This window comes from Collinsella sp. CLA-SR-H006 (assembly GCF_040097075.1).
In the GTDB taxonomy this organism is placed as follows: domain Bacteria; phylum Actinomycetota; class Coriobacteriia; order Coriobacteriales; family Coriobacteriaceae; genus Collinsella.
The window spans coordinates 53,687-74,017 of the sequence record NZ_JBBNPD010000004.1; the positions used below are offsets into that span (position 1 = coordinate 53,687).

18 protein-coding genes and 2 tRNA genes are annotated in these 20,331 nt (G+C 61.3%); all 20 read right to left on the reverse strand.

What is annotated here, in order from left to right:
- Positions 1-29: 29 nt before the first annotated feature.
- Complete coding sequence (locus tag AAA069_RS03665; protein WP_349127601.1) at positions 30-1,028, reverse strand: hypothetical protein; 999 nt, start codon at positions 1,026-1,028, stop codon at positions 30-32.
- 534 nt (positions 1,029-1,562) lie between these two features.
- A tRNA-Gly gene (locus AAA069_RS03670) sits at positions 1,563-1,636 on the reverse strand.
- A 6-nt stretch (positions 1,637-1,642) separates the two neighbouring features.
- Positions 1,643-1,719, reverse strand: a tRNA-Pro gene (locus tag AAA069_RS03675).
- A 91-nt stretch (positions 1,720-1,810) separates the two neighbouring features.
- On the reverse strand, positions 1,811-3,169 hold the full coding sequence (gene brnQ / locus AAA069_RS03680; RefSeq protein WP_349127602.1) for a branched-chain amino acid transport system II carrier protein: 1,359 nt from the start codon (positions 3,167-3,169) through the stop codon (positions 1,811-1,813).
- Between the two features lie 77 nt (positions 3,170-3,246).
- Entirely contained in the window at positions 3,247-4,386 is a 1,140-nt protein-coding gene (locus AAA069_RS03685; protein WP_349127603.1) for an aminotransferase class V-fold PLP-dependent enzyme, read from the reverse strand.
- Entirely contained in the window at positions 4,383-4,634 is a 252-nt protein-coding gene (locus AAA069_RS03690) for a DUF3343 domain-containing protein (protein WP_349127604.1), read from the reverse strand. Before AAA069_RS03690 ends, AAA069_RS03685 begins: the two co-directional genes overlap by 4 nt.
- A gap of 19 nt (positions 4,635-4,653) precedes the next feature.
- Complete coding sequence (gene yedF / locus AAA069_RS03695) at positions 4,654-5,280, reverse strand: sulfurtransferase-like selenium metabolism protein YedF (RefSeq protein ID WP_055286145.1); 627 nt, start codon at positions 5,278-5,280, stop codon at positions 4,654-4,656.
- Between the two features lie 61 nt (positions 5,281-5,341).
- Complete coding sequence (gene selD / locus AAA069_RS03700; protein WP_349127605.1) at positions 5,342-6,391, reverse strand: selenide, water dikinase SelD; 1,050 nt, start codon at positions 6,389-6,391, stop codon at positions 5,342-5,344.
- Positions 6,384-7,601 carry a glycosyltransferase family 4 protein gene (locus AAA069_RS03705; RefSeq protein ID WP_349127606.1) on the reverse strand — a complete coding sequence of 406 codons (1,218 nt, stop codon included), beginning with the start codon at positions 7,599-7,601 and terminating at the stop codon, positions 6,384-6,386. The genes selD and AAA069_RS03705 overlap by 8 nt, the downstream gene beginning before the upstream one ends.
- Positions 7,602-7,615: 14 nt before the next feature.
- A complete protein-coding gene (locus tag AAA069_RS03710; RefSeq protein ID WP_349127607.1) occupies positions 7,616-8,380 on the reverse strand; it encodes an acyl-CoA dehydratase activase in 765 nt (254 codons plus the stop codon).
- A 50-nt stretch (positions 8,381-8,430) separates the two neighbouring features.
- A complete protein-coding gene (locus AAA069_RS03715) occupies positions 8,431-9,594 on the reverse strand; it encodes a double-cubane-cluster-containing anaerobic reductase (RefSeq protein ID WP_349127608.1) in 1,164 nt (387 codons plus the stop codon).
- Between the two features lie 76 nt (positions 9,595-9,670).
- Entirely contained in the window at positions 9,671-10,456 is a 786-nt protein-coding gene (locus AAA069_RS03720; RefSeq protein ID WP_349114456.1) for an ABC transporter ATP-binding protein, read from the reverse strand.
- Positions 10,446-11,441 (reverse strand): ABC transporter ATP-binding protein, encoded by a 996-nt coding sequence (locus AAA069_RS03725; RefSeq protein ID WP_349127609.1) that lies wholly within the window; start codon positions 11,439-11,441, stop codon positions 10,446-10,448. Before AAA069_RS03725 ends, AAA069_RS03720 begins: the two co-directional genes overlap by 11 nt.
- Before the next feature lie 3 nt (positions 11,442-11,444).
- Positions 11,445-12,275, reverse strand: a complete 831-nt coding sequence (locus AAA069_RS03730) for an ABC transporter permease (protein WP_349127610.1) — start codon at positions 12,273-12,275, stop codon at positions 11,445-11,447.
- Entirely contained in the window at positions 12,272-13,225 is a 954-nt protein-coding gene (locus AAA069_RS03735; RefSeq protein WP_349127611.1) for an ABC transporter permease, read from the reverse strand. The genes AAA069_RS03730 and AAA069_RS03735 overlap by 4 nt, the downstream gene beginning before the upstream one ends.
- A gap of 88 nt (positions 13,226-13,313) precedes the next feature.
- Positions 13,314-14,924 carry an ABC transporter substrate-binding protein gene (locus AAA069_RS03740; protein WP_349127612.1) on the reverse strand — a complete coding sequence of 537 codons (1,611 nt, stop codon included), beginning with the start codon at positions 14,922-14,924 and terminating at the stop codon, positions 13,314-13,316.
- Between the two features lie 184 nt (positions 14,925-15,108).
- Positions 15,109-16,392 carry a double-cubane-cluster-containing anaerobic reductase gene (locus AAA069_RS03745; RefSeq protein WP_349127613.1) on the reverse strand — a complete coding sequence of 428 codons (1,284 nt, stop codon included), beginning with the start codon at positions 16,390-16,392 and terminating at the stop codon, positions 15,109-15,111.
- 468 nt (positions 16,393-16,860) lie between these two features.
- Positions 16,861-17,931: an ATP-binding cassette domain-containing protein gene (locus AAA069_RS03750; protein ID WP_349127614.1), complete on the reverse strand. Its 1,071-nt coding sequence runs from the start codon at positions 17,929-17,931 to the stop codon at positions 16,861-16,863.
- Positions 17,932-17,934: 3 nt separating this feature from the next.
- Complete coding sequence (gene modB, locus AAA069_RS03755; protein WP_349127615.1) at positions 17,935-19,377, reverse strand: molybdate ABC transporter permease subunit; 1,443 nt, start codon at positions 19,375-19,377, stop codon at positions 17,935-17,937.
- Between the two features lie 68 nt (positions 19,378-19,445).
- Positions 19,446-20,321: a molybdate ABC transporter substrate-binding protein gene (gene modA / locus AAA069_RS03760; RefSeq protein ID WP_349127616.1), complete on the reverse strand. Its 876-nt coding sequence runs from the start codon at positions 20,319-20,321 to the stop codon at positions 19,446-19,448.
- Positions 20,322-20,331 lie beyond the last annotated feature (10 nt).

The window sequence follows — 20,331 nt, forward strand, 5'->3', positions numbered from 1 at the left end:
TTGGGCGGCGGAGTCGGTAGTCTCTGCTATCAGGAATCCGCAAAAGGCTTTGTAGTTGGGATACCGTAGCCGCACATCATAGCGCCAAACTCTTCGACATCATATGTGTCCGATAGCTTGAAATGAATGACGTTATGACCCATGGCACGCAAGTTCGCATCGCGCAATAAGGCGGCTCGATAGGTTTTTGCCGCAGCATGTTCCAAATCTTTTTGAGTTTCGCCCTCAAACTTACCCAAACCATGAAGCTCTGCCAACATCCATGACCCATCTGGCATCTGCCAGCCATAATCTGCTAGATAATAGCCAGCGTTTCCCGGTCGCGTTATCTCAACTTGAAGCTCGGGCGCGGCAATCCCAGCGAGAATCATCGCTGCTCTCGCCTCAGACTCGCCGCCATTGTCTGACCTGCCGTCCATATACTCAAAAACGTCAAAAGCACGCGCGATGCCATGCAACCCTCGGCAATTTGCCTGCGCATATGCTCGCAGTTCTTCGCGTTCGACATCGTACTCACGGGCCAAGCCATCGACATAGCCCAGCGCATAGCGAAAGGCGCTCGATCGCGCGATATCAACAACCGTTCGACACGGATCCGTCAGTGTAAACAGACCTAGCCGCCACACTTCGCCCGCCCGCCAGCGCTTGTATTCAACGAACTCATACGTATCACGCCTTGTAGACCGTGGCAGCAGTACTTGCACTTTATCCAGAAGCGTATACGCCGAGCCGATGCCGTAGAGCAGCGCTGCCGTCGATCCGCAAAAAACAGCATCCGGTTCAACGACCGCAATAGCGGATGCCAGCTGAAAGATGCGATCTTCAACCCCAAGATTATTCCAATAGACCGGATCCGCATACACATGGTTGTAAAGACGAAGCATGAGCTCTTCCTGCATAAGCTCGCGCGCACGGCGTTCATCCCAAGGATCAATTGTTATAAGCAGCTGTCCATCTTGATGAATTCCAACGGCCGAAAATAGCATTCTTGCATATGACTGCGGAAAATGTTTGCCTTTATCGAGCATGGCCAACCCCATAACCATCACGGCGGAGAGAATACCATTACGCTATCGCATGCTTCCGTCCGCAGGCCTTGCCAAAAGCTGACCAAAAGCTTGACGTCGCAGGTCAGAGCTTCAAAAAATAATTCCACTCTCGGTAGACGGTCGCTACGACCCTCCCAACGGCATCAAAATCCAACCTTACAAATAGTTGCGGTGAAATACGGACTACATGGGCCATAAAAGCCGGAAAACAGTCCGTATTTCACCGCAACTTAGGAGGGGATGTGGGGTCCCCGGCATGTATATGAAAACGGCTCTGGCACCAAATGGAGCCAGAGCCGTTCGTCTATCTTATGGAGCGGGCGACGGGAAGTCCAAGGGTTTGCTTCGCAAACCCTTGTTTCGCTGCGGGCCATTGGCCCTTGCGTGCTGCGCTGGAAAATGCTCACGCATTTTCTCAGCTTCGCACCCTGCCGGGTTCGATTCCCGTCGCCCGGCACGCTTATGAAAACGGCTCTGGCACCAAATGGAGCCAAAGCCGTTAAAACTATCCTATGGAGCGGGCGACGGGAATCGAACCCGCGTCATCAGCTTGGAAGGCTGGGGTTCTACCATTGAACTACGCCCGCAAGATATGGTCGGGACGACAGGATTTGAACCTGCGACATCCTGCTCCCAAAGCAGGCGCGCTACCAAACTGCGCCACGTCCCGAAGGTGTTGAGCAGCTAAGGTCTAAACCTTGCGTGTCCCAAAGCGAAGGAAATTATAGGGGAGACTCCCCGCCTGTGCAAGCGCAGAAACCCTAGCTCCTCGAATGTGCGACAAACTGGCTATGAACCAGACCGATCACAAACGCCACCACGGCAACCGGCGCCCACGCGGCACCGATATCCGCCAGCGGCAGCGCATCGAACGGCAGCCACGTGCCCCCAAAGAACGCATCGCGGACCGAGGTGATCACGCTCTGCACGGCAACCACGCCGCCGACCCATACCCACACCTGCGGATGAGCGTCGCAAAAGCCGTGCACCAGGCCCATCAGTACCAGCACGATGGCAACGGGATACAAGGCGTTGAGCATGGGCACCGAGAACATAAGAATCACGTCGAGGCCCACATTGGAGAGCACGCACGAAAACGCTGCGAACACAAAGGCGAGAATCGCAAAGGGACGGCGCATGGCCTCCTCGGAGGCCTCCGCTCCCCCTTCGACCACATACGTCTCGCAGAAGTAACGCGAGCAGCAGCTGATGAGGCCGATGCACACGTTCATGCAGGCGAGAAAGAAAATCGCAAATACCACAACCGTGCCGGCAAGGCCAAAGTGCATGGAGGCCGAGCGAGCAAGGATTGCAGCGCCGTTGGTGGCGTCGGGCATCACGGTGCCGAGCTGCATACCGGCAAGGGCCAAGCCGCAATAGATGATGGCCATGAGCACGCCGGCGATCACACCGGAACGCGAAATCTCGAAGGCCACGCGTTTGTCATCGGTAACACCCAACTCGTGGATGGTCTCGGCGATGATGATGCCGAAGGCGAGCGACGCAAGCAGGTCCATGGTCTGGTAGCCGGTCAAGAAGCCTTGAACCGCAGCGCCGGCATCATAGGGAGCTTGCGGGGCAGCAGCCGGTCCCAGCGGCGAGATCACGGCAGCACCCACGACCAGCACGATGAGCGCGATGAGCGCGGGGCCCGTAATGCGACCGAGTACGCGTGTGATGACCCCCGGGCGCAGCGTAAGCACAAACGCGACGACAAAGAAGCCGACGGCAAACACCAGGCGAGCCGTGCCGAGCGAGACGCCCTCGGGCAGCAGCGGCACTAGCATCTCGAACGCCGTAGAGCTTGTGCGCGGAATGGCCAGGCACGGACCGATGGCCAGGTAGACCGCCGCAACGAAGAATTCACCAAACTTAGGATGCACGCGCCCGGCCAGCTCGCGGGCCGTGCCGGCGAGCGCGACGGCGATAAATCCCATGACGGGCAGACCGATGGCGGCAATCAGAAAGCCGAGCATGGCGACCGGCGTGGCAGAACCTGCCTGCAGCGCCAGCAGCGGCGGAATAATGAGGTTGCCGGCGCCAAAGAGCATCGAGAACAGGGCGATGCCGACGGTGACGACATGGTCGGAGCGCAGACCGCGCGGGGCGGATGAGGCCATAGACACACCTTTCGGGTCGAAACAAAAACGGGACGGGCAAAAACACCCGTCCCGCAAGTATAAACGGTCTAGCAGCTTTAGCAGGCTAAATCGCACAGAGCATCGATAGCCGTGTCGACTTCTTCGGTAGTGTTGAAATACCCAAACGAGAAGCGGACGACACCCTGGCGCTCGGTACCTAGCGCGCGGTGCATGAGCGGAGCGCAATGGGCGCCGGGGCGCGTCGCAATCCCCCACCCTTGCATGAGCGCGTCCGAGATCTCGGCAGAGTCGATATCGCCTACGTTGAGTGAAACGATCGCCGAGTGCACGGGCTGGTCAAACGCACCGTAGAGCGCAATGCTGGGGATTTCGCGCACGCCAGCGAGAAAGCGATCGGCCAGGGCGCGTTCGTGAGTCGCAATCGCTTCAACTCCACCCTGAGCCTCAATAAAATCAAGGCCTGCAGAAAGTCCCGCGATGCCGTGACCGTTGAGCGTGCCCGCCTCAAGGCGCGTGGGCCACCCAAGCGGCTGCAGCGCATCGAAGCTGTGCACGCCCGTGCCGCCCATGGCCCACGGAGCCACGTCAATGCCCTCCGACACGGCCAGGCCGCCGGTACCCTGCGGACCCATGAGCCCCTTGTGGCCGGTAAAGCACACGACGTCGAGCCCCATAGCATCCATGTCAATCTTCGCCGTACCGGCAGACTGCGAGGCGTCAACGATCACCAGCGCACCGGCCGCATGGGCCATAGCCGCCACGCGCGCAATGTCGACCGCGTTACCGGTCACATTGGAGGCGTGCGTCACCACCACGGCACGCGTGCCCGGCGTGACCAACCGCTCGAGCTCGTCGTAGTCGAGCACGCCGTTCGTGTCGCAGCCGGCATGCTCAACCGTCACGCCCTGCTCCGTCGCCAAGCGATTGAGCGGACGTAGCACCGAGTTGTGCTCGAGCACCGTCGTGACCACGCGGTCGCCGGGGCGCACCACCCCGTTGATGGCGGTGTTGAGCGCCGCCGTGGAGTTGGGCGTAAAGCAAACATGGTCCGCCCTCGGGCAACCCAAAAGGCGCGCGAGCTTGGCACGGCAAGCGTGAATCGTACGAGCGGCATCGAGCGCACCCGACGTGGCACCGCGTCCGGCATTGCCGAGCGAGCACATCGCCTGCGTCACGGCATCGATGACCGTCTGCGGCTTGAGCATGGTCGTCGCCGCGTTATCCAGATAGATCATCGCACGACCTCCCACATATCAATCACCGTAAAGCCCTCGGTGGGAACGCCCGCCGCGGTAAGCTCGCTGCGCAGCAGCTCCTCATCGGCAGGCAACGCCTTCCACGCCAGACCGCAGCCGGCAGCGACCTCCCCGGGCACGGGAATCGTTCGCCCGGGAAGGCCGCGCTCGACGCACAGGGACTCGCAACCCATGGCGGCCGCCGTGGTGGGAAACGTGATGACAAGCGCCGGGCGCTTCTCCCTCATGGCAACTCCAACCAATACGCTACGGGCGCACGACGCGCACGGCCTGCTCCATCTTCTCCACGATCACGTACATGTTGGTGACCTCGCCCACCGCAAGCTGGTCTTTAATGCCATAGTGGTCCAGGCAGGTACCGCAGGTGAGAATCTCGACACCCTGCTCGGCCAGGCCCTTCAGGTCGTCGAGCACCGGCGAGCCCTCTACGGTGAGCTTGGCACCGCCGTTGTAGAACAGCATAGTCGCGGGCAGCTCCTCCTGCTGCGTCACGGCAAAGATGAAGGCCTTCATGAGCTTGTGGCCCAGCTCGTCGTCGCCGCGGCCCATGCAGTCGGTGTAGACGGAAATGACGAGCTTGCCCTTGCCGGCGCTGGCATCACAGAAGGCAGCGCCATCCTGCTCGGGATCGGCCACGGCAACGGCGCCAGAAGTCGCCACGGTCACGTGCCACTCGGCGTCAGAAACCTTCTCGACCGAGGCCGTGCAGCCCTTCTCCTGCGCCATCTTGGAGATGTTCTTGACGGCGGTCTCGTTGTCGACCGAGGTCACCACGGCACCCTCGCCATCAAGCTGCTTCAGGGCTTTGAGCGTCTTGACGACGGGCAGCGGGCAGGCATCGCCCATGGCATTGACTTCAATCTTGGTAGACATAGCAAATTCCTTTCGAAAGAGCCGTTCTAGAGAACGGCAAACAGTTACATAAACGTGCGGACTAGCGAACAACGCGGACGGCAGGACCGCCCGGCTCCGCCTCGCACACGCGCCCGACAACGGCCGCGATGCGCCCCTCGGCATGCAGGCGACGCGCAAGCCCATCCACATCGGCAGCAGGCGCCGCGATGAGCAAACCACCCGAGGTCTGCGGATCGTACAGCGCGTCAAGCATGCCCGGCTCAAGGTCCTCGTCGGCAGCCACGCGCGGGCCAAAGAAGTCCTGGTTGCGGTAGGAGCCCGCGGGGATAATGCCCAGACGCGCCATGTCGAGCACTTGATCAAAGAGCGGCACCGCCCCCGACGCAAGCTCAATCTGCACGCCCGAGCCCTTGGCCATCTCGCACGCATGCCCGATAAGGCCAAAGCCCGTAATGTCGGTGCAGCCGTGAAGTTCGAGCCCCTCGGCCAGACGAATCGGCGCCTCGTTGAGGGTGCGCATCGAGTCAAACATGGCTGCGGCCTCGTCCTGCTCGATGAGCTCGCCCTTAATGGCCGTGGTGATGATGCCCGAGCCGATCGCCTTGGTCAGCAGCAAGACATCGCCCACGCGAGCACCGCTGTTGGCGAGCATGCGGTCGAGCGCGACAAACCCGCTCACGGACAGGCCGTACTTGGGCTCGTCGTCGTTGATGGTGTGGCCGCCCGCGATGGTGCAGCCGGCCTCGACGCACTTGTCGGCGCCGCCCGCCAAAATCTGCCCGGCAACCTCAATGCCCAGGCAACTGGGTATGCAGAGCAAGTTCATGGCATGGCTCGGCCGCCCGCCCATGGCGTAGATGTCCGACAGCGAGTTGGCAGCGGCGATCTGGCCAAACAGGAACGGGTCATCGACCATCGGTGGGAAGAAGTCGATGGACTGCACGAGCCCCAGGTTCTCCCCTACGCGGAAGACGCTCGCATCGTCGGAGGTATCGAACCCCACGAGCAAGTTGTCGTTATGCACATTGGGTAAATCGCCCAGGACCTGGGCGAGGGCTCCGGGAGCCAACTTAGCGGCTCAACCGCTCGCGGCCGTCATGGACGTGAGCCTCATGGTGTCCTTAGCCATACGAACCCCCTTCCAACAAATCAACGACTTTAAGTATACGCCCCAGGCACGCTTCCCAAGAGACCGCCGACGGCTCGAACGTCGAAGGCGGAGCCGCAAGCGCCTGCGCGATAGCATCTGCCAGTGCGCGCTCAAACAACGGAAGGTCGGCCGCCACGGGCGTGTCGACATCCGTCATACGCGGCGACGCCACCCACGTCACGGGAGCACCGGGAAGCATCGCCTCCATCCAGGGACGAACGCCGGGCAAATCGGTCGCCACAACTTTGCAGCCGCACGCGAGGGCCTCGATCGTCACGAGCGGAAGGCCTTCGTAAAACGAAGGCAGCACAAAGACGTCGGAACTGCGGTAGGCACGCACGAGTTCATCGCTATCCAGGCGGCCCGCCAGCGTCACCGGCACATCCGAGGCCGCGGCCAAGCGCTCGATACGCACGTACTCGGCATCGTCCCCGCGGCCGCCCACAAGTACCAAGCCAGATGGGCGGACGCCATCGTCAATCGGCAATGACATGGCTCGAACCAGCGACTCGACGCCCTTTTTAAAGCAAATCTTGCCCACGTACACAAGCGATCCCGGCTGCCTCGCCACGCTTGCGTCGCGGCAGAAGACGCGATGGTCGTAGCCCGTCCCAATCACGTGGATGCGATCGGCATCGACGCCGCACACCAGGCCAATCTGCTCAGCCTGCTCAGCATGGAGCGCAAAGACGGCATCGAGCCGACGAACCGCACTTACGATGCGATCGCGCTCGAGCGCATGCGAACGCAGCTGCCGCAGGTCGGTCGAATGGCACACGGCAACAACCGGCACGCCCCGGACGCACTCGCGCGCCAATGCGGTCACCAGATACAGGTGATGGCAGAGCACCAGATCGGGCCGAAACTCAGCCACCGCCCGATCGATTGCAGCAGCAAATGCCCGCTCAAACGCCTTGAGCATCGAAGGCGTCAGGTCACGATAGCGTGTGGAGGGATAGGGCATGACATCGGACATACCGCAGATGGGAAACGGCAGCTCGGGCGACTCGAACGGTACGGCAAACACGGCAGCACGCCGGTCCAGCTCGCCTTGGGTATCACCCGGTGCCGCGCCGCAAAGCACGGCGGCGCGATGACCCGTCTCGATCTGTTCGCGCACGAGCGCGGCAAGGTAGGTGCCGCTACCGGTGCTATCTGGTTTTTGTGCCGAGATATTGAGGATGCGCATGTCGCGGTACACCCCTAGGCCAAGGCGGCGGCGCGGACAGCCGCGCCGATCGCTCCGGCAAAGCGAGCCTGGGGCGAGGTGGTCACCGGCGACCCCAGTAGCTCGCCCAACCGCTCCACCACGAAGGCGTTCTCGCACAGGCCACCGGTCAGGTAGTACGGGGCACCCGCGGCCTGCCCAGCCATGGTCGCCACGCGCGAGACCACGCTGTCGATCACGCCACGCGCAATGTTCTCGCGCGGCTCACCGCGACCGATCAGGCTGATAACCTCGCTTTCGGCAAACACCGTGCACATGCTGCTGATCTTGGTGGGCTCGCCGGAACGCGCCAGGTCGGCCATCTGCTGCTGGGAAATGCCCAGGCGATCGGCCATAATCTCCAAAAAGCGCCCCGTGCCGGCAGCGCACTTGTCGTTCATGGCAAACTTGGCCACGCGGCCGCCTTTAAGCTGAATGACCTTGGTATCCTGGCCGCCCACGTCAATCACCGTGCCGTGATCGCCAAACAGGCGCACGGCACCGGTGCCGTGGCAGGTAATCTCGGTCACGACCTTGTGCGCATAGGGCACGGCGACACGACCGTAGCCGGTCGCGACCACGCGCACGTCGTCGGCAGCCACGTCATAGCCGGCCGCGGCAAGCTCGCCGCGCAGACGCTCCGCCGCATCGACCGACGAATACCCCGTCGGCATGACGCAGGTCCACGCAATGGCGCCGTCCGTCTCCACCACTGCAGCCTTCGCGGCCGTCGAGCCTATGTCGATACCAATGCCAACCACGACATCCTCCTTCTATGCGGCAAAGCAGCTATCCCTTTGCCGCATTTGTCCTACAGGGTTTCGATGAAGGCAGCGATGCGCGTCTCGATCTGGCCCATGTCGCCGCTGCTGTAGTCGGTCTCGATCTTCATATACGGAATACCCGCACCCTCGACGGCCTCCTGCATGCGCGCGCTCTCCACGTTAAAGGTGTGGCACGCCTGCAGCACGCTCTCTACCACGCCATCGACGTGGTACTTCTCGCACATGGCCAGCGTATTTTCCATACGACCGTCGTTGGGCGTCATGACCGAACAGTTGATGTCCAGGTAGCGGTCGGCGATGGCGCGCAGAATGTCGGGTGCGTCCGGGTCGATCATCATGGCCGCCGTGCGCTCGCCCGAGCAGTCGTCCATGCACACGACCACGCCGCCGTTGGACTCGATGGTGCGACCGATCTTGTTGATTACGCCGCCCACCGGGCAGCCGGTGATCAGAATGCGCTTGGCATCCGCCGCAACCGGACGCTCGCCCGCGTCGTAGGCCTCGCGCAGCTTGGCGACCTTTTGCTCCAGCTGCTGCGTATAGGCCTCGATATCAAAGCTGAACGTACCGGCAAACATGGTGCTCATCAGGTCGACGCCGCTCATGGCCGCCGGCTGGTTGGCCTGCAGTGCAAACATCTCGAGCTGGGCCGCACGCAAGCGGTTGCGACGACGGACGGCAGCGCGCAGGTCGTCGTCGGTAATCGTGATGCCGTAGAAGCCCTCAAGCTCTTCCTTGAGCAGGCGGCACTCCTCGTACCAGCCTTCACGCTCGTAGGCGCGATCGCGACCCTGCGGAAGATGCAAAATGTGCGTGCGCTTGAGCTCGTTGAGTAGCTCGTACATCTTCTTCTTGCCGTCGCAGGTGGTCTCGCCGATGATCATGTCGCTAAAGTACGTAAACGGGCACTTTTGAGAATAGGCAAAACCGTATGTCGACTTGATGAGCGGGCACAGGTTTGCCGGCAGCACCTTCTCGGCCTCGGGAATCACCTCGTCGGATGTACCGCACAAGGCCACACTTGCAGCGCCCGCGGCATCGATAATCTCGAGCGGCGTATAGCTGCACAAAAAGCCGACCAGGCGATTACCCGCCTGTTTATAATCCTTGACGCGAATAAACGCCGCCTTGCGTTGCTCGTTGAACTCCTCAAACGTGCGCGGCAACGGCTGTTCCTCGATATCGGTCATAGTAGTTCCCCTCTCTTGCACCGATATACCGACAATTAAACAACAAACCCACGCCATACCCAAAAGGAAGCATCCTCTAGGGAATGGCGTCGATAAGCTCCTGCGTATACGGATCGCTCGGGTGCGCGATCACGTCCTCGGCCGCGCCTTCCTCGACAAGACGACCGTGGTAGAGCACGCCAATCCGGTCGGACATATGCCGAACCACACGCATATCATGCGTGATAAACAGCAGCGCTACACCCGTCGTGCGCTGCAGGTCGCGAAGCAAGTTGAGCACTTGGGCCTGAACGGACACGTCAAGCGCCGAGACCGGCTCGTCGCATACCACAAGGCGCGGCTCGCAAATAAGCGCCCGTGCCAGATTGAGTCGCTGACGCTGTCCCCCCGAAAGGTCATGCGGATAGCGGTCATAATGCTCTGCCAGAAGACCGACCGAGGTCAGGGCCGAGAGCGCGCGCCCATGGCGCTCATCCGCATCGCGCACGCCGGCGATAATCAGCGGCTCCTCCAAAATGCGGCCGACACGGTTGCGCGGGTCAAAAGCCGTAGAGCTATCCTGGAATACCAGCTGGATCTCGCGGCGAAACGGCTTGCGTTCGCGCTCCGACATCGTGGCGAGGTCGTGCCCGCGATAGACAATCGAGCCGGAATCCGCACGCTCGAGACCACAGATCAAGCGTCCAGTCGTCGACTTGCCCGATCCGGATTCGCCAACCAGGCCATAGACCTCGCCCGGCGCGATCTCAAACGACAGATCGTCCACGGCGGTAAAGGCCTGACGCTTAAAACCTGAGCCCGGCATGGGATACGCTTTAGTCAGATGTGAGACCCTAAGCAGGGCTTCGCTATCAACAGCCATGGCACTCCCCTTTCTCGACAAGCCAGCATTTAGACCGGTCGCACGCATTCACGGCAAACAGCGGAGGCTCCTGCGCGCGGCAACGCTCGTCCGCCCGGGCGCAACGAGGCGCAAAGCGGCATCCACAGGGTATTGCCGTAAGCGGCGGCACTGTGCCCGGAATATCCGCCAGCGTGTCAACTCGCTCGCCTTCGAGCGGCGGAATGCTCGCGATGAGCCCCTGGGCATACGGGTGGCTCGGGCGCTCCATAAGGCCGCAGGCGTCGATCTCTTCTACGATTTGGCCCAGATACATGACGTGCACGCGCGAGCAGATGCTCGTGACGACACCCAAATCATGGCTGATAAAAAGCACCGCCATGCCCTCGGAACTGTTGAGGTCGCGCAGAAGATCCAAAATCTGTTTTTGAGTCGTCGTGTCGAGCGCCGTGGTGGGCTCATCGGCAATCAGCAGTCGCGGATGACCGGCAAGCGCCATGGCAATCATCACGCGCTGGCGCATACCGCCGCTAAAATCGCTCGGATACATGTCGAAGCGGGCCGCGGCATCTCGAATTCCCACACGCTCCAACAGCGATAGAGCCTCGTTGCGGGCTTCGCGTCGGCTCACCTTACGGTGGGCCCGCACGGCCTCGACGACTTGGGCCCCGACCGTCATGACGGGATTAAGCGAGCTCAAAGGGTCCTGGAAAATCATGGCGATGTCGCAGCCGCGCACCTTGCGCATCGTCTTGAGCGGACGCGCCAGCAGATCCTCGCCATCAAACACAATCTGGCCCTCATAGGCCATCTTCTGTTCATGCTCCAATAGGCGCATGACACTCTGGGCAAACACCGACTTACCGCAGCCGGACTCGCCGACAACACCAACGATCTCGCCGGCATCGATATGTAGGTTGAGTTTGTTGACGGCTTCCAGCGCGTTGCCATCGCGGCCCACAAACGAGATGCAGAGGTCGCGCACGTCCAAAAGATGTTCGCTCATGGACTAGTCCTCCTTGGTCTTGGGGTCGAGGGCGTCGCGCAGGCCGTCGCCGGCAAGGTTCAGCGTAAGCACGCTCGCGATGATGGCCGCTGCTGGGAAGAAGATCATCCACCAGGCTTTGCGCATCACGTTCTTGCCCGCCTGCAGGATGTTTCCCCAGCTGGCGTCGGGTGCCTTGATACCCAGGCCCAGAAACGAGAGCGCGGCCTCCGAGAGCACGGCCTCGGCAAAGACGAAGGTCGCCTGCACCAGGAAGGGCGCCATAACGTTGGGCACGATATGCAGCCACACGATGCGCGCGGTCGAGGCGCCCTGCACGCGCAGGGCCTCCACAAAGGGCTCCTCCTTGACCACCATCGCGCGCGAGCGCACGATGCGCGCCATGCTGGGCGTATAGACGATGGAGAGCGCAATGATGACGTTCCAGACCGAGGCGCCCATCATGGCCATGAGTGCGATAGCCAAAAGCACACCCGGAATGGACATAAGGCCGTCGCAGATGCGCATGAGAATATGATCGAGCCTTTCGTTGTAGCATGCATAGGCGCCGATCACCAAGCCGAGCGCACTCGTCGCGAGCGTGACGGCAATGCCAACGCCAAGCGACACGCGCGCGCCCACGATGACGCGGGCAAGCAGGTCGCGGCCAAAGTCATCGCAGCCAAAGGGATGCGCGGGCAAAGGTGCCGAAAGTCGCAACGCCATCTCCTGCGCATTGGGATTAACCGTCCACACCAGCGGACCGACGAGCGCGATCAGCGCAATCGCCAGGAAAATGCAGCCACCGACCACAAACCCCTTGTTGGCAAGAGCCTTCTTAAAGTTTGCCATCATGCATCGCCCCATTTGCGAGCGCGCGGGTCAAAAGCGCCGTAGGCAAGGTCGACGGCCAGATTGATCACCGAATTCAACAAGGCAATGACCAGCAGCACGCCCTGAATCACCGGATAGTCTCGACGCTCGATAGAGCTCGTGACCAGCTGGCCCAAACCGGGGATGTTAAAAATGGCCTCAGTCACCACGGCACCCGTAATCAGGGCGCCAAAAGAACAGCCGACCGAGGTGAGAATCGGCAGTGCTGCGTTGCGCAGGGCATGGGCCAGCACCACGCGAACCTCGGAGACGCCCTTGGCACGCGCCGTCTTGACGCAGTCGAGCTGCATGGCCTCGATCACGCTCGCACGCGTCATGCGCATGAGCAGCGCGGCCTGAACGCATCCAAGCGATATGGCCGGCAACGCAAGATAGCGTAAATGGCTGAACCAGCCCTTCGATAGCGGCGCATAGCCGGCCACCGGGAACACACGCAACGTGACGGCAAACAGCCACATAAGCATGAGCGCCATCAAAAAGCCGGGTATCGCCACGCCCAAAAGAGCAACGATACGCAAGACCGCGTCGGTGCGCGACCCATGTTTGAGGGCAGCTACGACGCCGCAGGGCAGTGCAATCAACAGCGCGATGAGCTGTGCCAGAAGCGCGAGCGATAGCGTGGGGCCAAAGTGCTCGGCGATCGCCTGCGTGACGGGCTGGCGCATAAAATACGAATCGCCCAGGTCGCCGGTAAGCACGCCGCCCATCCACTCAACGTAGCGCTGCGGCAGCGGCTCGTTGAGTCCCAGGCTATCGTTGACGCGCTCGATCTGGTCGGCCGTAGCCTCCATGCCGAGCATCGAAGAGGCCGGGTCACCCGGTGTGAGATAGATAATCAAAAACACGACGACCGAGATGATGAGCATCACCGGAACCATCGCGCCTATACGTTTGAGCGTGTACTTCAACATGCGAGGCGTCTATTTCCCCTCTGAACGTGGACAGGGCGTGGCGGCCACAGGGGACCAGACCCCTCCAGCCGCCACGTCATCTATTGCATTACTCCGGACGCTTGGCGTTCCAGATGATGGCGCCGTCGAGCACCTCGACGTCCTCGACGTCTGCCTGGGTGCCCGTGATGGAAGCGTAGTGGCAAAGCGGCTCGATGACGGCGATCTCATAGAGGCGCTCCTGAGCCTCGGCCCACTTCTTGGCCGCGGCGTCGGTGTCCTTGGCGGTGCGGGTCTCGGCCACGAGCTTGAGCGCCTTCTCGTCGGACAGGCCATAGAAGGCCTTGGAGACCGAGAGGGACTGGGCCGGGATGGGCTTGTAGTTGGTGGAGGCCACAAAGAGGTCCCACTGCTCGGGCTTGCCGGAGCGGATGTCCATAAAGGTCGCGAACTCGTAGCTGTCGACCTCGGCGGTGAAGCCGGCCTTCTCGAGCTGCTCCTGCAGCGCGACGGTGGCGTTGTACATATCCTTGTAGTCGGGGGTGGTCAGCAGCTTGACCGTCTCACCGGCATAGGAGGTCTTGGCCAGGGCCTTCTTGGCGGCCTTGGCGTCGGCCTGGTTAAAGTACTTCTTGCCCGCGTCGGTCGCCCACTGAGTGTTCTCGGGGTTGCCAAGGTTGGGATCGATATTGAAGAGCTCCTTCTCGCCATAGGCGGCAAGAGCGGCCGCCTCGCAGTCGATAGCCATGAGGGCGCACTTGCGGATCTCCTCGTCGGCGAAGATGCCCTCGTTCATGTTGAGGAAGGCGGTCAGAACGCCGGCGTTATGGGTGTAGAGCTTGACGTCGTCGTTGCCGTCGAAGTCGTGGTAGTTCTCGGTGGGAATCTCGCCAGCGATATCGTACTCGCCGGTCTCAAACCCGCTCACGCGCGTGGAGGCCTCGGTCACGAACTGATAGTAGATGTCCTTGGTGGGCGCGGAGACCTTGCCGGTGTAGCCCGAAGCCTTGCCGTCGGCGGCGACATAGTCCTCGTAGCGGGTGAGATGGACGTACTGGTCCTGCTTCCACTCCACAAACTTGTAGGCACCGGTACCCACGTACTCGGTCACGCCGGTATCGCCCGCGGCCTCGATGACCTCGGAGGGGAAGATGCCCGGATACTGGGAGTGGCTGCTCAGGATAATCAGAAAGTCGGTGGCGGGCTCGGTCAGCGTGCAGGTGACCTCGTGGTCGCCCGAGGCGGCGAAGGTGGCGCCGGGCAGCAGGCTCGTGGCGCGGTCGTTGACGGTGAGCCAGTGATTCATCGAGGCCACGACGTCCTCGGAGCCAAACTCCTTGCCGTTGTGGAAGGTGACGCCCTCGCGCAGCTTGATGGTGTAGGTCAGGCCGTCGTCGGAGACCTCATAGCCCTTGGCCAGCACGGGCTGGGGCTCGTAGTCGCTATCGAGGCCAAAGAGCGGCTCGACGACGTTGCAGATGATGTCCATGGTCACAAGCGACGACGTGGTGTGCGGATCGAGACCGTCCGGGCTCGCCGGGAGCGCGATCTGCAGCTCGTCGCGATACTCCACATCCTGGCCGGAGGCAGCGGCGCTACCGCTCTCGGCGCCCGAACCGCCGCAGCCGGTGAGGCCGAGGCCCGCCATGACGCACAGGGCAGCGGAGCCGGTCAGAAAACCGCGACGGGAAACGCCCGCCTTGAAAAGGTCGTTATTCATTGAGTTCCTTTCGTGTCTGAACAAACGGACAGAATCTGCCGGGACGGCGAAAATCCCCGCCCCGGCAGTTATGCGAAGCCGATCGGCGCCCTGCGGTGCATCCGGACACCGACCAGCATGGCAGCAGAGAAATCCCTATCGCGTGGATAGGAACACCCGGCGGCACGGCTTAACGCAGGTGCGGCTAAATCGTCTCGAGGAAGGCCTCGATGCGGGTCTGGAGCTGACCGGCGTCCTCACCGGCGTAGTCGGTCGTGATGTGCATAAACGGAATGCCTGCCTCCTCGGCGGCCTTCTCCACGGCGAAGGACTCCATCTCGTAGAGCGTGCAGAACTGCAGGGCCACGTCGACGATGCCATCGGCATGCAGGTCCTTGGCCATCTGGACAATGTCCTTCATACGCTGGTCGTTGGGCGTAAAGACGGCGCAGTTGATCTTGAAGTAGCGCTCGGCGATGGCGTCGAGCATCTCGTCGACCGTCTCGCCGGACTCGTCGACCAGGTCCTTGTAGTAGCGCGAGCCCGTGCAGGACTCCTCGCCGACCACAACGCCGCCGGCCTTCTCGATGAGGTTGAACAGCTTCCAGTTGGGCACGGCCATGGGCGTGCCGGTGTACAGGATGCGCTTGGTCCCCTTGGGCGCCACGCCCTCGCCGGCCTCGACACGCTGCTCGCACTCAGACGCCATATCGTTGATGGCTCCGGTCAGACGCGGCGTGTCGTCCATAAAGGCGGCCTGAACGGTCAGTAGGCTGTCGAGACCGCTAATAGGTGCAGGGTCGGCAGCGCGCGTGGCAGCGAGGCGCTGCAGGGCACGTCGCTTCTCATTGACGGCGTGGATGGCGGCCTTCAGACGCTCGGGCGTAATCTTGACGCCGCACTCTTCCTCGATCTTGGCGGCGAGTTTCTTGACCTCGGCCTTCCAGGTCACGAGCGTCGACTCGTCGTGCACGTTGGGAATATCCATGACGTACATGTTCTTTTGCGTTGCAAAGAACTCGTAGGCCTTCTTCTTGCCATCGCAGGTGTTCTCGCCTACCACCAGGTCACTCGACTCAATGTAGGGGCAGACCTCGCCCAGCTTAAAGCCGGCAAAGCTCTTGATAAGCGGACAGGTGTTGCGCGGCAGGTGCTCCTCGACCTTATCGGCTGCCCAATCGGCACCAGAGCACAGACCCACGGGGATACCGTCGCAGGCAAGTACGATCTCCTCGGGCACGTACACGCAGAACGAACCCACGATCTTGGTGGCCTCGCCAGCCTCCTTCTTGTCGAGCATCTCCTTAATGCGGCCGCTATGGATGTTGGTGGCCACAAAGTCCAGGTAGGACGTGGACTTGGGGCGATTGTTCTGCGTCAGGAACATATCGCCGTACATCTGGCCCACGGCGCCCAGCAGCATGTCGTGGTCGGCAAGATTCATGCCGAGGCTCTCCCACATCGGATGGAAATCAAATTCTTCAGCCATGACGGTTCCCCTCTCGAACCAAAAATGGATAACAGCGGTATCGATGCACGACGGACGGCGATTGCCCGGCCGTGCTCAAACCCGGAATTTTAGGGAACCTGCTTTGCGGTCGATTATTTAGTTGTGCGTCGTCTCTCCCGGAGCCGTGAACATACCTGCTCATATGCGACTCCGAGCCATATACAGGGCGCGCGCGGCAACGCGGCGAATATATGTCATCTGCGGCATGTGCGCACCCTCCTTTACCAGTTGAGGTCAACTATATCAACGGTCGCCGACCATGCGAACACCGTTGACATTCGTACGACAGCGTCGTGTGCCATCGCTTAATAAATAATTATCTTAATTGATGTGTGCCATTGCTTAATAAATAATTATCTTAATTGATAAGAGTTTGTCATTCCTCATTCGGCGAACGGCAAAAACAAAGCCGCCGAGGCTTATATGCCCCGACGGCATTACCCGGCGCTATCGACAAACCAAATGGATCCTGCTGGCATCAAAATGCATGCGAAGCGTCTCGCCTGCTTGCGGCAGCTCGTCAACAGGCATGCCCACTTTGTTGACCTTCCACTGCAGGCGCGTCGGCGCATCGGCACGCGGCACATCCAACAGCACCAGGCGCTCAAAGCGCGAATCGCTCACTCGGGCCACGTGCAAATCATAGCTGTTGCGACCCCGCTCCGCGCGATTGTCAACATGGAAGTAGCTTGCGCGAATGCCCAGGCACGCCACGTCGTCGGGCACCTCACGACCCACGTTAAAGGTCATGCCCCAATCGAGGGCCTCAACTTCTTCGTCGCCGATCTTGCGCGCCCGGCTTGTGTTCTTGCAGCCCGTCAGGCGCAGTGCCGCCAGCGTCTGCGGACGGCGGACCACGTCCTCGACAGAGCCGATCTCCTCAACATGCCCGTCGTGCATCACGCAGATGCGCTCGCACAGACGGCACGCCTCGTCGATATCGTGACTCACGTAGAGCACGGTGCGGTTACAGACGTCGAACAGGTCGAGCATGTTCTGCTCGAGTGCGCTCTTAAGATAGGAATCGAGCGCGCTCATGGGCTCGTCGAACATAAAGATGACCGGATGCGCCGCCACCATACGGGCAAGCGCCACGCGTTGCTGCTGCCCGCCCGAAAGGCGCGCGGGGTAGCGGTCGGCAAAATCGGCTAGACCGAAAATGCTCAGATAGCGCTCGGCGAGCTTTTTGCGTGCGGCGGCGTCGCCCGCATCCTTTACACCGGCGCATACGTTATCGGCCACCGTCATGTTAGGAAACAGCTGATAGTTTTGGAACAGCAGGGCGCATTTGCGCGCCTGTGGCGACAGGTTGATGCCCGCCGCCGAGTCAAAAAAGGTCACGCCGTTGACGACGATCTTGCCCTCGTCGGGCGTCTCCACACCGGCAATGCAGCGAAGTGTGCAGCTCTTGCCGCAACCCGAGGCACCGAGCAACGCCACGCGCTCCTCGCCGGCCTCAAGCTGCATGTCGAGCATAAACCCGGGATAGTGCTTTTTTATATCCAGAACGAGCGACATGGCCTATCGACCTCCCTTTGCGACCGTGTCATCGCGCATGAGCTCGGCCAGCGCCTCGCGATCGATACGCAAGGCATCGCCGCCCGCCGGGTCGAGCGAATCGCCCTGTCCGGCAAGATCTTTGATCCGCTTGCGCTCCGCACGGGAAAGGCCCCGCTCGCGATACTTTTGCGAATGCGCCGTGTACATGTTGATGAATAGGATGACCAGGAAACTGAACGCAATCACAACGGCGACCCAAAAGAGGGCCACCGAGGTGTTGCCGCCCATCCACTCAAAGTAAATCGCAATGGGAATGGTCTGCGTAATGCCGGCATAGTTGCCCGCAAAGAACAGGGTGCAGCCAAACTCGCCCATCGCGCGGGCAAAGGCGAGCACCGTGCCGGCGGCAATCGAGGGCCAGCCAAGCGGCATCATAAGCTTGGTGAAGATGCGACGCTCGGACCAGCCCAGGGTTCGCGCCGCATCGAGCATCTGCGTGTCAAGGCTCTCAAAGGCACCGAGCGCCGTGCGGTAGACCAGGGGAAACGACACCACCACGGCAGATATCACCGCCGCGGGCCAGGTAAAGACGATCGAGACGCCGCGAGCAATAAGCCACCGACCGACCCCGGTCGAGCGGCCAAACAGCATGAGGAGCAGAAAGCCGCAGACCGTGGGCGGCAGCACCATAGGGATGGTAAAGACCGAGTCGAGCAGGCCCTTGATGCGACTCGAGGTACCCATAGTCTTCCACGCGGCGAACAGGCCCAGCGCAAAGGAGATCAGCAGGGCAAGGCCGCTCGTTTTTATGGACACCCAAAACGGGCGATAGTCGATGTCGCACAAAAAGGAGGTCAGAGAGGTCCAGGGCCCCTGCTCATCCCGCAATACGACAGACGATGCTTCTACCATTTGAGCGCTATCAAGCCAACGCGCGCCGCCCTTGGCATCACCCGAGGCTGATGCAATCACCACATAGCGGTCCCCATCCGCACCGCGCTCGTCAAAGCCATAGGTATACCCGCCGGAATCAAACGTTGTTTCCGCCGTGACATACCAAGGAAGATCCACGTCCCCCAGCTGCGCACCTCCCATGCAGTTTGCGCTGTCGAGCTTACAGACGAGGGCCTTGAGACCCGATACGCACTCGTTGTCCTGCGGATCCAATCCATACTTCTCGACCGCCTTGGGCGATATCCACACCACAACGCGATCGGCAGCAGGCGCCACCACAAGGTCCACGTCCTCGTCAACGGGAAACCGGTAGCCCTCAGGCTGGCCCTCCATGGCACGAGCGGTCCCCTTGGCCAGCCGCTCAAAACCCTCGATCCCATAGGAAAGCCCATGAGCGGTCGCAGCAACCTGGGCCCCGTCCTCAGCGTCCCCAGCAAACGCAAATCCCGGCACCCAGCAAAGCGCGAAGGTCAAAGCACAGGCGACAAGCATGCGGAATCTATTAAGCACGAAAAGCTCCAAGCGAATACAAGAACGGAGTGAAACACAAAACGATGGAATTATCGCGCCAAGCCGCACTACGCGGAAAGCCCAAAGCCGTACTTGGCCCAAATCTTCTGAGCCTTCTTGTTGGTCAGACAGAAGTCGATGAACGCCTTGGCTTCGTCGGCGTGCTCGGAGCTCTCCGCAACGGCACCCGGATACACGATGGGCTTGTGCGAGTCCTCGGGACACACGAAGGCCTCCTCGATGCCGTCGTAGCGGAAGATATCGGAGCTGTAGACAAATCCAGCCACGCAGTCGCCCGTGGACACATAGGCGGCGGCGGTACCAACTTTGTCGGCCAGGGCCACCTTGTCGGCGATCTCGGGCGCATACTCGCCGTCGTCGCCCTCGATGCCGGTGTAGAGGCCCACGGAAGCCAGCGCCTGGTTGGCGTACTTGCCGGCGGGGACGGTCTTGGCGTCGCCGATGGCGATCTTGGCGTCCAGGTTCGCGACGTCGGCGATGGCCTCGATCTTGGTGTCGGAGCCCTCGGCGCGAATAATCACGAGGTCGTTGACGAACATGTCCTCACGCGTGTCGGCGTCGACGAGCTCGGCGGTCTCAGCGTCATCCATGGTACCCTTGGAAGCGGTGATGAGCACGTCGACCGTGGCGCCGGCCTTCATCTGCTCAACGAGGTCGCCGGAGGCCTTAAACTGCGTATCGGCAAAGGTGGTGCCGGTCTGGTCGGTGTAGAGCTCCTGGACCTCGGGAAGGGCCTTCTCGAGGGAGTTGGCGGCAAAGACCTGCAGCTCGACGGTTTCCTTCTTGGAAGAGGCCTTGGCGGAGCCGGCATCGGATCCGGCCGGCTCGGACGTCTTGCTGCCCGAGCAACCGGCAAGACCAAGGCCGGCAGCGGCGACAGCAGAAAGTGAGACGAATCCGCGGCGAGAAACCAAATCGAACATATTCAACCCT